The sequence below is a fragment of the Streptomyces sp. JNUCC 63 genome (assembly GCF_054366325.1).
This window is the reverse complement of the sequence record NZ_CM135963.1, coordinates 1537848-1551321: the sequence shown is the minus strand read 5'-3', so window position 1 is coordinate 1551321 and position 13474 is coordinate 1537848. Positions and strand designations below refer to the sequence as shown.

At 71.6% G+C, this 13474-nt stretch carries 10 protein-coding genes and 1 pseudogene; 9 read left to right on the top strand and 2 right to left on the bottom strand.

The genetic code is table 11. The annotated features are described in order from the left end of the window. Nucleotides 1-335: 335 nt before the first annotated feature. The 7 genes from ACX25U_RS06995 (at nucleotide 336) to ACX25U_RS06965 (ending at nucleotide 9616) form a co-directional block, all read left to right on the top strand. A complete protein-coding gene (locus ACX25U_RS06995; RefSeq protein WP_454389657.1) occupies nucleotides 336-1118 on the top strand; it encodes a CoA transferase subunit A in 783 nt (260 codons plus the stop codon). Nucleotide 1119: 1 nt separating this feature from the next. Further along, a complete protein-coding gene (locus ACX25U_RS06990) occupies nucleotides 1120-1779 on the top strand; it encodes a CoA transferase subunit B (protein ID WP_454389656.1) in 660 nt (219 codons plus the stop codon). 370 nt (nucleotides 1780-2149) lie between these two features. Further along, nucleotides 2150-3496, top strand: coding sequence for an extracellular catalytic domain type 1 short-chain-length polyhydroxyalkanoate depolymerase (locus ACX25U_RS06985; RefSeq protein WP_454394141.1), 1347 nt, complete (start codon nucleotides 2150-2152; stop codon nucleotides 3494-3496). A 176-nt stretch (nucleotides 3497-3672) separates the two neighbouring features. Continuing rightward, entirely contained in the window at nucleotides 3673-5100 is a 1428-nt protein-coding gene (locus ACX25U_RS06980) for a tannase/feruloyl esterase family alpha/beta hydrolase (protein ID WP_454389655.1), read from the top strand. Nucleotides 5101-5252: 152 nt separating this feature from the next. Further along, nucleotides 5253-6050 carry a 3-hydroxybutyrate dehydrogenase gene (locus ACX25U_RS06975; protein WP_454389654.1) on the top strand — a complete coding sequence of 266 codons (798 nt, stop codon included), beginning with the start codon at nucleotides 5253-5255 and terminating at the stop codon, nucleotides 6048-6050. A gap of 83 nt (nucleotides 6051-6133) precedes the next feature. Beyond that, nucleotides 6134-7534, top strand: coding sequence for an MFS transporter (locus ACX25U_RS06970; RefSeq protein WP_454389653.1), 1401 nt, complete (start codon nucleotides 6134-6136; stop codon nucleotides 7532-7534). 141 nt (nucleotides 7535-7675) lie between these two features. After that, a complete protein-coding gene (locus ACX25U_RS06965; RefSeq protein ID WP_454389652.1) occupies nucleotides 7676-9616 on the top strand; it encodes a helix-turn-helix domain-containing protein in 1941 nt (646 codons plus the stop codon). A 156-nt stretch (nucleotides 9617-9772) separates the two neighbouring features. On the opposite strand, the pseudogene ACX25U_RS06960 reads toward ACX25U_RS06965, so the two are convergent. After that, nucleotides 9773-10072, bottom strand: a pseudogene (locus ACX25U_RS06960) (TlpA family protein disulfide reductase); the annotation flags it as partial. Nucleotides 10073-10084: 12 nt separating this feature from the next. Continuing rightward, complete coding sequence (locus ACX25U_RS06955) at nucleotides 10085-11170, bottom strand: hypothetical protein (protein ID WP_454389651.1); 1086 nt, start codon at nucleotides 11168-11170, stop codon at nucleotides 10085-10087. 241 nt (nucleotides 11171-11411) lie between these two features. Between ACX25U_RS06955 and pcaDC the strand changes: the two genes are divergently transcribed. Further along, nucleotides 11412-12707 (top strand): bifunctional 3-oxoadipate enol-lactonase/4-carboxymuconolactone decarboxylase PcaDC, encoded by a 1296-nt coding sequence (gene pcaDC / locus ACX25U_RS06950; RefSeq protein ID WP_454389650.1) that lies wholly within the window; start codon nucleotides 11412-11414, stop codon nucleotides 12705-12707. A gap of 70 nt (nucleotides 12708-12777) precedes the next feature. Continuing rightward, complete coding sequence (locus ACX25U_RS06945) at nucleotides 12778-13413, top strand: MBL fold metallo-hydrolase (RefSeq protein ID WP_454389649.1); 636 nt, start codon at nucleotides 12778-12780, stop codon at nucleotides 13411-13413. Nucleotides 13414-13474 lie beyond the last annotated feature (61 nt).

Sequence of the window (13474 nt, the reverse complement as noted above, 5' to 3'; positions counted from 1 at the left end):
GCACCAGGGCGGTACTGCGGCCGGAGCGGCGGATTCGACGGCGAGCGCCCGGACCGCTGCCATGGCTGGATCGCATGGCTGAAAGCCGCAGGTGTGGTTGCGGGCGCCATGGCGGCCGGCCGCGGGATCTGTGAGCCCGCGCGTGTGCCTCTCTGCCGGGCCTGGTCGCGAGCCACACTCCGCCCCGCCGGAAGGTGTCGGAAGCAGCCATACCGGTCGGCGGTCGTGCGTCCTTAGGGTCGTCGCGTCGTTGGAAAGGCCATGGCGCACAGGTCGGACGATGCGCGCGCCTGGGCCGTTCGGGGCGTACGCGCCCCTTGGCGGAGAGGGGCAGTATGGGGCTGGACAAGACGGTCGACAGCATGGACGAGGCGGTGGCGGACATCCCCGAGGGGGCGTCACTGGCCGTCGGCGGGTTCGGGCTGTGCGGCATACCGAGTGCGTTGATCGCCGCGCTGCTGGAGCGGGACGCGGGTGGTTTCAAGGTCGTCTCCAACAACTGCGGAGTGGACGACTGGGGGCTGGGGCTCCTGCTGCGGGCCGGCCGGATCGCGCGCATGACCAGTTCGTACGTGGGTGAGAACAAGGAGTTCGCCCGCCAGTACCTGAGCGGGGAGCTCGAGGTGGAGCTGGTGCCGCAGGGGACGCTGGCGGAACGGCTGCGCGCCGGTGGGGCGGGCATCCCGGCGTTCTACACACCGGCCGGGGCCGGGACGCAGATCGGACACGGCGGGCTGCCCTGGCGATACGGCCCGGACGGGCAGGTCGCGGTGGCGTCGCCGCCGAAGGAGACGCGGACGTTCGACGGCCGTGAGTACCTGCTGGAGGAGGGCATCAGGACCGATTACGCCCTGGTGCGGGCAACCATCGGGGACCGTCACGGCAACCTGGTGTTCCGCTCCTCGGCCCGCAACTTCAACCCGCTGGCCGCGATGGCCGGCCGCGTCACCATCGCCGAGGTCGAGCACCTGGTGGAGCCGGGTGAGCTGGATCCGGACGAGGTGCACCTGCCGGGGGTGTTCGTGCAGCGGGTGGTTCGGGTCTTCCCCGACGATCCGGCCGCCGAGCGGCGGATCGAACGACGGTGTGTGCGTACCGAGCAGGAAGGCGGTGCCTGACATGGCGCTCACTCGCGAGCAGATGGCGGCCCGGGCCGCCCGCGAACTGGTGGACGGCACGTACGTCAACCTCGGCATCGGCCTGCCCACTCTCATCCCGAATCACCTGCCGCCGGGCGTCGAGGTGGTGCTGCAGTCCGAGAACGGCATCCTCGGCGTCGGCCCGTACCCGCTCGAGGACGAGATCGACTCGGACCTGATCAACGCGGGCAAGGAGACGGTGACGGTGCTGCCCGGGGCATCCTTCTTCGACTCCGCGCTGTCCTTCGGCATGATCCGCGGCGGCCACATCGACACCGCCGTGCTGGGTGCCATGCAGGTGGCGTCCTCCGGGGACCTGGCCAACTGGATGATTCCGGGAAAGATGGTCAAAGGCATGGGCGGCGCCATGGACTTGGTGCACGGGGCTCGCCAGGTGATCGTGTTGATGGAGCACACCGCCAAGGACGGCAGCCCCAAGCTCGTCGCGACGTGTGATCTGCCGCTGACCGGCATGGGCGTCGTGCAGCGCGTCATCACGGATCTCGCCGTCGTCGACATCACCCCCGACGGGTTCTCGCTGGCCGAACTCGCCCCCGGAGTCAGTGTCGACGACGTGCGCACAGCGACAGGTGCCGACCTGCTCGTGCCCGCACATCTGGAAGCGCCTGCCGGCGTCTGAGTAGCAGACGCCTCCTGGCGGCACAACCTCTTTGCGTTCCCGTCGTGGCGAGCAGGCTGTAGGGCTCCCTGCCATATCGTGGCTCGTCGGCCACCCCTACGGTTCGGACACCGGGCGCTCCCGCTCGACCACGCCGGGGAAGCGCCCGGTGTCCCCCCATGACACCCAGGGAGCCGCCATGCAGTCGCCGCCACTTCGGGGAGCCGCCGCCCCGCTGTCCCGTGTCCCGTCCGCACCGCCCGCCGATGCGTTGCCGCGCCCGTCGGGGGGCGTGTGGCGCGGATTGCTGTCCCGTCTCGTGGCAGTCGCGGTCCTCGTCCTCGCGGCCGCCCTGGTCGGTCCGGCGCCGGCCGCTCACGCCGCGGTCGGCCTGACCAGGGTCACCGATTTCGGCGCCAACCCGGGCCAACTGAACATGTACGTCTACCGGCCCGCGTCCCTGCCCGCCCAGCCGGCGGTGGTGTTCGCGCTGCACGGCTGCAGCCAGGACGCCCAGACGTACGCCGACAATTCCGGCCTGCCCGAACTCGCCGACCGGTACAAGTTCCTGGTGGTGTTCGCCGAGACCACCACCTCGAACAACTCGAGCAAGTGCTTCAACTGGTTCCAGACCACCGACAACCGCAGAGGCCAGGGCGAAGCCGCGTCGATCCGGCAGATGGCCGCGCACACGGTCTCCGCCTACGGCGCGGACGCCCGGCGGACCTACGTCACCGGCCTGTCCGCCGGCGGCGGCATGACGTCGGTGATGCTCGCCACGTACCCGGACGTCTTCCAGGCCGGCGCGGTCGTCGCGGGTCTGCCCTACGGTTGCGCCAACGACGTCATGACCGCCTTCACGTGCATGAGCCCCGGAACCGACCTGACCCCGGCCCAATGGGCGCAGCGGGTTCGCGACGCCCATCCCTCGTGGTCCGGTCCCTGGCCCCGCGTGGCCGTCTGGCACGGTGACAAGGACACCAAGGTCGTGCCGCGCAACGCCGACGAACTGCGCGACCAGTGGACCGCACTGCACGGCCTGTCCCAGACACCGACCCGCACGTCCGTGATCGGCCCGAACTCCACCCGGCACGAGGAGTACGCCGCCGCGGACGGCTCGGTGGCCGTCGAGGTGAACCGGGTCCCGGGCATCGGGCACGGCACGCCGGTCGATCCCGGCAGCGGGGCTCAGCAGTGCGGCAGCACCGGTACCGCCCACTTCCTGGCCTCCATCTGCTCCAGCTACTGGATCACCCAGTTCTTCGGCCTGCAGGGTTCCGGCCCCGAGCAGGGTGCGCTGCCCGCCCCGACCGGCCTGGCCATGACCGATGCCACCGACACCACCATCCGCCTGAGCTGGAACCCCGTCGACGGCGCCGCCGGCTACGCCGTCCACCGCGACGGTGCCCCGCTCGCCACGGCGGACTCCACGTCCTATACCGACACCGGCCTGACCGCGGGCTCCTCCCACACCTACGCGGTCGCCGCCCGCGACGCCGACGGCAGGACGGGACAGCTCTCCGGCACGGTCACCGCGCGGACCACCGGCACCGTGACCGCCTGCTGGACCGCCACCAACTACGCCCACGTCCAGGCGGGACGCGCCACGACGAGCGGCGGCTACACCTACGCCAAGGGCTCCCAGCAGAACATGGGTCTGTACAACATGTTCGTCACCCACACCCTGAAGGAGTCACCCGCCGGCTACTTCACCGTCGCGGACGGAACCTGCCCCTGACGCGGGACCGGTCACAGCCGCGGACGCTTCCCTCGGCATCCACGGTCACGTGCCCGTCATGGTGGCGGCCCACCTGAGAGAAGCCGCCGCCGTGGCGGGCACACACATGTTCCCGTGCAGGACTTGCCCCCTAGCCTCCAGCCCGTCCGTCCATCGCCGCCCACTGGAGGCTTTCCATGGCTTTGCCCATCGGCATCACTTCGGGCCGGAGAGGGCGCACCGCACTCGGTGCTCTCGCCCTGGCCGCTGCCGCGGCCCTGCTTCCCTCGTCGGCCTCGGCCCGGCCGGCCCCCGACCGTGCCGCCGGCCACTGCGCCAACCAGTCCCACTTGCGGGTACCGGGCGCCGCCCATCAGCAGGCCGACTGCCTGAAAGAGCTGACCACGGCGGGAACCGTGGAATCCGGCCACACCGACCCGGCCGACTGGGCCGGTCTCACCCCCAAGGACCTCGCCGTTCCCGAAGGCGTGCCGGGTATTCAGATCGACGGCTACTTCCCCGACTCCTCGACCACCAACACCAACCACGGCTGGAACCACGACTCCCAGTTCGTCATCCGGCTGCCCGACCGCTGGAACGGCGGCCTGGTCGTGGCCGGCACCCCCGGTAACCGTGAGCAGTACGCCAACGACCGGGCCATCGCCGACTGGGTGCTCGCCCGCGGCTACGCCTACGCGGCCACCGACAAGGGCAACACCGGTCTCGATTTCTACCGCGACGGTTCCCGACCCGGTGACGCCGTCGCCGAATGGAACACCCGGCTCACCCAGCTGACCCGCGCCGCCCGCGCGGTGGTCTCCCAGCGGTACCACCGGCCGCCCGTGCGCACCCTGGCCACGGGGATGTCCAACGGCGGCTACCTCGTGCGGTGGCAGTTGGAGAACCACCCCGAGCTGTACGACGGCGGCGTCGACTGGGAAGGCACCCTCTGGCACTCGAAGGGCCCCAACCTTTTCACCTTCCTGCCGCCCACCCTGCGTCACTACCCCGTCTACGCGGCGGGCGGCCCCGACGCCGACCAGGCACGCGAGGAAATGCACCGCGCGGGCTTCCCGGCCGGCTCGGAGTTCCTGTGGCCCTTCCACCACCAGGTCTACTGGGACCTGACCCAGCGCATCTACCGCGAGGAGTTCGACCCCGCCTTCGACGGCGCGACGGAGGCCGGCACGCCGTACTGCGCCCCGAAGACCCCGGCCTGCGACGCCGACTACGACTACGCCACCCGTCCCGCCGAGGTCCACAAGGCCGTGGAACGCATCGCGCTGACCGGTCGCATCGGCAAACCGCTGATCACCATCCACGGCACCCTGGACGTCCTGCTGCCCATCAGCAAGGACTCCGACGTCTACTCCCGCATGATCCGTGAATCGGGCCGCGGCCACCTGCACCGCTACTACCGCATCGAGGACGGCACGCACACCGATTCCCTCGTCGACGCCTTCCCCGACCGGCTCCGGCCCCTGCTGCCGTGCCACCGCTCGGCCTTCACCGCCCTGGAGAGCTGGCTCACCACCGGGCATCGCCCGCCGGCGGACCACACCGTCGTCCGGCCCGAAGGCGCCACCCCGGCGAGCCTGCTCACCAGCTGCCGTCTCGACGGGTGACCACCCGGCGGCCGTGGCCCTGCGCCACGGCCGCCGCGTGCCCTGCCCGACCGAACGCCTCGGTCTGTGGTGGCACCCACTACAGACCGAGGTCTCATTGTGTTGGTCACATACATAGGTGTGACATGACGGCGTCCCTACTGTTTCCCGCCATGACAAGCGAATTCCGTCCTCCCACCGTCCACTCGGCGCCCACGGGCGCCGGCGTGGACCTGACGTCCCGGGCCGCCCTGGTCACCGGCGGCGGCAGCGGTATCGGCAAGGCGTGCGCCGCGGCGCTGGCAGCAGCGGGCGCCACGGTGCACGTGGTCGACCGGGACGCCGAGGCGGCCAAGGCGGTCGCCGCCGAGATCGGCGGCGAGGCGCACATCGCCGACCTGGCCGACCCGGCCGCGATCGACGCGCTGCCGGCCGGGGTCGACATCCTGGTCAACAATGCCGGCCTGCAGCACGTGGCGCCCGTGACGGAGTTCCCGCCGGAGCGGTTCGCCCTCATCCAACAGGTCATGGTGACCGCCCCGTTCCTGCTGATGCGCCGCAGCCTGCCGCACATGTACGCGCAGGGCTGGGGACGGGTGATCAACATCTCCAGCGTCCACGGACTGCGGGCCAGCGCCTACAAGTCGGCCTACGTCGCCGCCAAACACGCGTTGGAGGGCCTGAGCAAGGTGGTCGCGATCGAGGGCGCCCCCCACGGCGTGACCAGTAACTGCATCAACCCCGGCTACGTCCGCACCCCCCTGGTGGAGAACCAGATCCGCGACCAGGCCACCGCTCACGGGATCAGCCCCGAAGACGTCCTGACCGATGTGCTCCTGACCCGCTCACCCATCAAGCGCCTGCTGGAGGCGGAGGAGGTCGCCGCGGCCGTGCTGTGGCTGTGCGCCGACCACAGCGGCTACGTCAACGGCATCTCCCTGCCCCTGGACGGCGGCTGGGGAGCCAACTGACCCGGCGCCTCCGGCGACGCCCCCGTCCCCACGACTGCCCCCCACGCCTGTCCCCGCACCTGCACCCGAGAACCGGTGAATCGATGACCGAGACCACAACCGCCAAGCCGGGCGAGCCCCGCTCCGGCGGCATCGCCCGCATCGTCAGTGCGAGCCTGATCGGCACCACCATCGAGTGGTACGACTTCTTCCTCTACGGCTCCGCCGCCGCGCTGGTGTTCAACACCCTCTTCTTCCCGACCAGCGACCCGCTGGTGGGCACGCTGATCGCGTTCGTCACCTACGCGATCGGGTTCCTGGCCCGGCCGCTCGGCGGCGTGGTCTTCGGACACTTCGGAGACAAGATCGGCCGTAAGAAGCTGCTCGTGCTCAGCCTGATGCTGATGGGCGGCGCCACCTTCGGCATGGGCCTGCTGCCCACCTACGACACCATCGGCGTGGGCGCCCCGATCCTGCTCACCGTCCTGCGTCTGATCCAGGGCTTCGCCCTGGGCGGCGAATGGGGCGGCGCCGTGCTGATCGTCTCCGAGCACGGCGGCGACAAGCACCGCGGCTTCTGGGCGTCCTGGCCGCAGTGCGGCGCCCCCGGAGGCAACCTGCTGGCGACCGGCGTTCTCGCGCTGCTGGCCGCCGTCCAGTCCGAGGAGGCGTTCCTGTCCTGGGGCTGGCGCATCCCCTTCCTGCTCTCCGGTGTCCTGGTCGTGATCGGCCTGTGGATCCGCGTCTCGGTGTCCGAATCGCCGGTCTTCCTCGCCGCCCAGGCCAAGGCCGAGGTGGAAGCCGCCAAGGGGGCCACGGAGAAGGCTCCCGTCGTCGAGGTCTTCCGCCGCAGCTGGCGCGAGGTGCTCGGGGCCATCGGCACCCGGTTCGGCGAGAACGTCTCCTACTACATCCTCACCTCCTTCGTGCTGGTCTATGTCACCACCCACCTGGAACTGCCGAAGAGCACCGCGCTGAACGCCGTCCTGATCGGCTCCGCCATCCACTTCTGCACCATCCCGCTGTGGGGAGCGCTCTCCGACCGCCTCGGCCGCAGGCCCGTGACACTGATCGGCTCGGTCGGCATGGCCATGTGGGCGTTCGCCTTCTTCGCCCTGCTCGACACGGAGTCCTTCGCCGTGATCACCCTCTCGATCACCGCGGGTCTGCTGTTCCACGGCGCCATGTACGGGCCGCAGGCCGCCTTCATCTCCGAGATGTTCGACACCAAGGTCCGCTACTCCGGAGCCTCCATGGGCTCACAGCTCGCCTCCATCGTCGCCGGCGCCCTCGCTCCCATCATCGCCGTCGAACTCCTGAGGAGCTACGGGTCCTCGACGCCCATCGCCCTGTATCTCTGTGCCGCCGCGGTGGTCACCACCATCACCGTCGCCGTCATCAAGGAGACCCTCGGCCGCGACCTGACCCTGTCGACAACGGATTCGACTTCGACGCCGGCACCGCGACGACAGGAGTCGTCGGTGGCCGGTACCGACCGGGCCTGAGAGGCACGCCATCGGGTGCGGTCCGTCCTGTCGGGGGGGACGGGGCGGACCGCACCCACGCCAGCCGCAAGCACCGCGCACCGCACGGCACCTCAGCCGATCCGCGAACCAGCCGCGCAGCCGGAAGGGAGGACTGCCACGGTGACCGACGTGACCACCGTGAACGGACCCGCCAACGCAGCGACGGCAGCACTCCGGGAGCTGCTCGACCTGCTCGCCGCCGACGCTCCGGCCGAGCAACTGGCCCAGCCCGCCGCACAGGCACGTGCCGCCGGCGCCGACCCGCACGAACAGGACGTCATAGCCGCGGCCACCCGGACCGCGCTGAACATCCATCAGACCCTGGCCCAGCGCCGACGACGGGAGGCCGAACTCGCCGCCCTGTTCGACACCGCGAGCGACTTGGCCGCACTGCGCGACCTGGACGCCGTGCTGCGTGCCATCGTGCACCGGGCCCGCACCCTGCTGGGCACCGATGTCGCCTACCTCACCCTCAACGACCCCGCCGCGGGCGACACGTTCATGCGGGTGACCTCCGGCTCGGTCTCCGCCACCTTCCAGCAACTGCGCCTCGGCATGGGGGAAGGCCTCGGCGGTCTGGTCGCGCAGACCGCCCGCCCCTACGCGAGCCCCGACTACCGCACCGACCGCCGCTTCAAGCACACCGGGGCCATCGACGAAGGAGTCGATGAGGAGGGCCTGCGCGGCATCCTCGGCGTGCCCCTGCGCGTCGGCCGGCGCGTGATCGGTGTCCTGTTCGCCGCGGACCGCACTCCGCGCGACTTCACCCCCGAGGCCATCGCCCTGCTCGCCTCCCTGGCCGACCACGCCGCCGTGGCCATCGACAGCGCACGCCTGCTGGAAGAGACCCGCTCCGCTCTTGTCGAACTGAACGCCGCCAACGAGACGGCTCGCGCCCACAGCGACGCCCTGCACCGCGCGGCCGACGCCCACGACCGGCTCACCGATCTGGTCCTCAGGGGAGGTGCCGTCGACGAGGTCGCCCGCGAGATCGCGGCCCTCCTCGACGGAGGCCTGGCCGTCCACGACGCGGACGGCACCGAACTCGCCCGCTTGAAAACCGGCCCCGTCATCCTGCCCGAGCAGGGAGTCGAAGCGTCCCGCAGAGGCGGGCGGGCCGTCCCCGTCGACGGCAGCTGGGTGTGCGCCGTCCTGGCGGGCCCGGAACTCCTCGGCAGTCTCGTCCTCACCGGCCGGGCCGATCTCACCGACGCCGACCGGCGCCTGTTCGAACGAGCCGGTCTGGTCACCGCCCTGCTGCTCCTCCTGCGCCGGTCGGTGGCCGAGGCGGAGGACCGTGTCCGTGGCGAACTCCTCGACGACCTGCTCACCGCCCAACAACCGGGCGGCCATCGCAACACGGGCAGCCTGACGCTGCGCGCCAGAAAGCTGGACATCAATCTCGCCCGGCCCCACGCGGTACTCGTCCTCACCTGTGACCCGGCCCTGCGCTCACGCCTGCTGACCGAGGTCGCGCGCCGTGCACGCGCGCTCGGCGGCCTGGCCGGCACGCGCAACGGGTACACCATTCTGCTCGCACCCACCTCGCGTCCAGGCGCGCTCGCCCAGGAACTCGCCCACGAACTGACCCGCGGCCTCGGCACCCCCATCACGATCGGAGCCGCAGGCCCCGCCACGGGCCCGGAACACCTTCCCCACACCCACGACGAGGCACACCGCTGCCTCCAGGCACTCGAAGCACTCGGCCGCACCGGCGACGGCGCCGCCCTGACCGACCTCGGCTTCCTCGGGGTCCTCCTCGGCGACCGGACGGACATCACCGGGTACGTGGACCGCGTCCTCGGCCCCGTTCTCACCTACGACACCCAGCGCGGCACGGAACTCGCCCGCACCCTCACCGCCTACTTCGACCACGGTGCCAGCCTCGCCCGGGCCAAGGACGCGCTCCACGTCCACGTCAACACCGTGGTCCAGCGTCTCGACCGCGTCGCCCAACTCCTCGGCCCCGACTGGAACACCCCCGGCAAAGCCCTCGAAATCCAAGTCGCCCTACGACTGCACCGCCTTGCCCAACAAGGCAGGGTCGGCCCTGTCCCGTAATCGGTGGTGGCGCTGTGTGGTGATCACCGGAGGATGATGTGGTGGCGGGAGTGAGGAGTCCGGCGAACTCCCGCAGGAGCGGCGCTCCCGGGACCACGGACCCCCGGCTGCCACCGCCGGGGGTCCGTGGTGCCCTCCGAGGCAGGTGGGCACCGCTCAGTCCTCGCCCAGCAGCTCCCGTACCGCCGCGTGCAGTTCGGCCGGCGCGGTGTCGCCGACCGCGCGTACGACACCGTGTTCGTCGACGAGCACATTGGTCGGGACGCCGGTGATGCCGAGGCGGGCGGCGTACTCGCCCGTGCCGTCCAGGAGCACGGTGGCGCCGATGTCCCAGACGGCGGCGAAGTTCGCGGCCTCCTCCCGCGGGTCGGTGTTCTCCCACACGTTGATCATGATCACGTCCAGCCCGGACCGGGCCGTACGGAGGCGCAGCTGCTCCAGCACCGGCGCCTCCGCGTTGCAGGGGCCTCACCAGCTGGCGAAGAAGTTGATCACGTATTTCTTCTCGGCCCACTCGCGGGAGGTACGGATCCGGCCGCCGCGCAGGTCCGGCAGCGCGAAGTGGGGCAGCGACCGGCCCACCAGGGGGTGCACGGCGGGCCGTACCGGGCCGGGCAGCCAGGGCCGGTGGACGAAGGAGAGGGTGCCGCTGCCCGCGTTGGACACCAGCAGGGTGTCGGAGACGGGGTCCAGGGCGCAGTCGCCGGGGGCGTTGCCCACCGTGACGCGATGGGTCTCCCGCCCTGCCGCGGTGTCCAGGACGCTGACCGTGCCGGCACCCCGGTTGCAGACGTAGAGCCGGTCGCCGGAGGCGTCCACGCACATGCCGACGGGGGCCCGCTCCACCGGTACCTCGTCGAGCACGGCGCCGCCGTCGAGCGACACCCGGCTGATCGTGCCGTGCAGTGAGCTGGCCACGTACAGGTGTCCGACGGCCGGGTTGGGCACCACCTTGCAGGGTCCCTCGCGCACCGCGATCCTCCGCAGGGGCCGCAGCGTGGCCGCGTCGAAGACGGTCACGGACCCCGCCATGAAGTTCGCGCAGTAGCCGAGGCCGCGTCCGGCGTCGACGGCGATGCTGCCCGCGCCGAGTTCGGCGGACACCGTACCGATCACCTCCAGGCGGTCGGCGTCGATGGCGGTGACCGTGCCGTCGGCGGTGTTGCCCGCGTAGACCCGGCGCAACCCCGGGTGGTGGCCGAGCCCGGCGGGATAGCTGCCGACGGGGATCTGCGTGAGGCGCGCGCCGGTGTCGGCGTCGAGCACCGTCACCGTGTCCGAGCGGGCGTCCGCCGAGAACAGCCGCCGGGCCGGCCGGTCCAGGACGATCGGGATCGGCTCACGTCCCACCGGGGCCCGCCAGACGGGGGCTGCCCGGTCCAGGTCCAGCGCCACGACCGCGTTGCTGCGGGAGCAGGCCACGTAGGCGCGCCGCCGGTCGGGATCGACGACGACCGCCTCGGGCCCCTTGCCCACGGGGCAGTGCCCCCGGACGCGGTGGGAGAGGTCGACCGAGCAGGCCGGTCCCTGCGCCGACGTGTCGCGGTTGTCCATGTTCTGAGGGGTATGCGCATGCCTGCCCGTTTAAACAGGCGTTACCCGGGCGGCGGCCGAGGAGGTGACCCGCCTCCTGCGCGCGTATCGGCTCATGGAGATCCTTCGTGAAGACCACCAGGAAGTGGTACGTCAAGCCGGGCGCAGAGGATCTTCGCGAAGCCGTCACAACGTGGGACGGCTTGCGCGGGGCTCCGACCCAAGCACGTGAGAAATCGTGAGATGTGAGAGCGTGCAGGGCGTGAGTGAGACACCGACGAACACCCTGCAGTACCGCTTTGACGGGCCGGAGGAGGCCCCAGTCCTGATCCTGGCTCCCTCACTGGGTACGACCTGGCACATGTGGGACCGGCAGATCCCCGAGCTGACGAAGCAGTGGCGCGTCTTCCGGTTCGACCTGCCGGGACACGGCGGCGCGCCCGCGCACCCCGCCGGTTCGGTCTCCGACCTGACCGCCCGGCTGCTGGTCACCCTGGACGGACTCGGCGTGCAGCGCTTCGGTTACGCCGGCTGTGCGCTCGGCGGCGCCATCGGCACCGAGCTGGCCCTGCGCCACCCCGAGCGCCTCGCCTCCCTCGCGCTGATCGCCGCCTCGCCCCGCTTCGGCACCGCCGACGAGTTCCGCCAGCGCGGGGTGGTCGTCCGTACCAACGGGCTCGACCCGATCGCCCGAATGTCCCCGGACCGCTGGTTCACCGGCGGTTTCGCCGCCGCGCAGCCCGCGATCACCGAATGGGCCGTGCAGATGGTGCGCACCACCGACCCCGGCTGCTACATCGCCGCCTGCGAGGCCCTGGCCACCTTCGACGTCCGGGCCGAACTCGGCCGCGTCGGCGCGCCCACGCTGGTCCTGGTCGGCTCCGAGGACCAGGTCACCGGCCCCGCCGAGGCCCGCACCCTGGTCGCCGGCATCCGCGACGCCCGCCTGGCCGTCGTGCCCGGCGCCTCCCACCTGGTGCCGGTGGAGCAGCCCGCCGCCGTCACCGACCTGCTGGTCCGGCACTTCTCCACCGCCTGGCAGCTCCCCTTCGAGGCGACCACCGGTCAGATGGCGATCGTCCCGCCCCCGGCCAGGCCGGTCCTGGCCGCGCCCCCGCAGGCCGCGCCCATCGCCGAGATCGCCCCGGCGGCCGTACCGGCTCAGCCCGCGGGCCGGCCGGACCCGTACGACATCGGCCTGAAGATCCGCCGCGAGGTGCTCGGCGACGCGCACGTCGACGGCGCGCTCGCCGAGGCCGGCGACTTCTCCGGCGACTTCCAGGAGTTCCTGACCCGCTGCGCCTGGGGCGAGATCTGGGACCGGCCCGGCCTGGACCGGCGCACCCGCAGCTGCGTCACCCTCACCGCCCTGGTCGCGGGCGGTCACCTCCAGGACCTCGCCGCCCACACCCGGGCCGCCCTGCGCAACGGCCTCACCCCGGACGAGATCAAGGAGGTGCTGCTGCAGACGGCCGTCTACTGCGGAATCCCCGCGGCGGGCAACGCCTTCCGGGTCGCCCAGCAGGTCATCCGCGAGGAGACGACCCCCGCCGAGTGACCGCCCGGCGGGGCATCGGGACCACCACGCCGAACAGCCCGCGCGCCCGGCGCGCGGCAGGATGGGACGTATGAAGTTCACGAAGAAGTCGCACGCCTGCATCCGCCTCGAGAAGGACGGGCGGACGCTCGTCGTCGACCCCGGCGGTTTCAGCGAGGAGGACGCCACGGCCGGCGCGGAGGCGATCCTGGTCACCCACGAGCACCCCGACCACTTCGACGAGGGACGCCTGCGCGCCGCCCTGGAGGCCGACCCGGGCACCGAGATCTGGACGCTGAAGTCGGTCGCGGAGCAGATCGCCGCCGCCTTCCCGGGCCGCGTCCACACCGTCGGCCACGGCGACACCTTCACCGCCGCCGGGTTCGACGTCCAGGTCCACGGCGAGCTGCACGCGGTGATCCACCCGGACATCCCGCGCATCACCAACGTCGGCTACCTCGTCGACGGCGGCCGCGTCTTCCACCCCGGTGACGCGCTCACCGTGCCCGACCACCCGGTGGAGACGCTGATGCTCCCGGTGATGGCGCCCTGGAACAAGATCTCCGAGGTGATCGACTACGTCCGCGAGGTCAAGCCGCAGCGCGCCTACGACGTCCACGACGCGCTCCTCACCGACCTGGCCCGCCCGATCTACGACCGCCAGATCGGCGCCCTGGGCGGCACGGAGCACCTGCGGCTGACGCCGGGCGCGTCGGCGGAGGTCTGAGCCCCGCGGGCACGGGCCCTGGGCGGGAGGTGTTGTCAGCGGTGCCGGGTAGGTTGTGAGG

Bases quoted from the DNA above. Each gene is read 5' to 3' on its own strand.
- ACX25U_RS06955 (WP_454389651.1), bottom strand. From the start codon at position 11,170: ATGGACAACCGCGACACGTCGGCGCAGGGACCGGCCTGCTCGGTCGAC.
- ACX25U_RS06990 (WP_454389656.1), top strand. From the start codon at position 1,120: ATGGCGCTCACTCGCGAGCAGATGGCGGCCCGGGCCGCCCGCGAACTG.
- ACX25U_RS06980 (WP_454389655.1), top strand. From the start codon at position 3,673: ATGGCTTTGCCCATCGGCATCACTTCGGGCCGGAGAGGGCGCACCGCA.
- ACX25U_RS06995 (WP_454389657.1), top strand. From the start codon at position 336: ATGGGGCTGGACAAGACGGTCGACAGCATGGACGAGGCGGTGGCGGAC.
- ACX25U_RS06975 (WP_454389654.1), top strand. From the start codon at position 5,253: ATGACAAGCGAATTCCGTCCTCCCACCGTCCACTCGGCGCCCACGGGC.
- ACX25U_RS06970 (WP_454389653.1), top strand. From the start codon at position 6,134: ATGACCGAGACCACAACCGCCAAGCCGGGCGAGCCCCGCTCCGGCGGC.
- ACX25U_RS06945 (WP_454389649.1), top strand. From the start codon at position 12,778: ATGAAGTTCACGAAGAAGTCGCACGCCTGCATCCGCCTCGAGAAGGAC.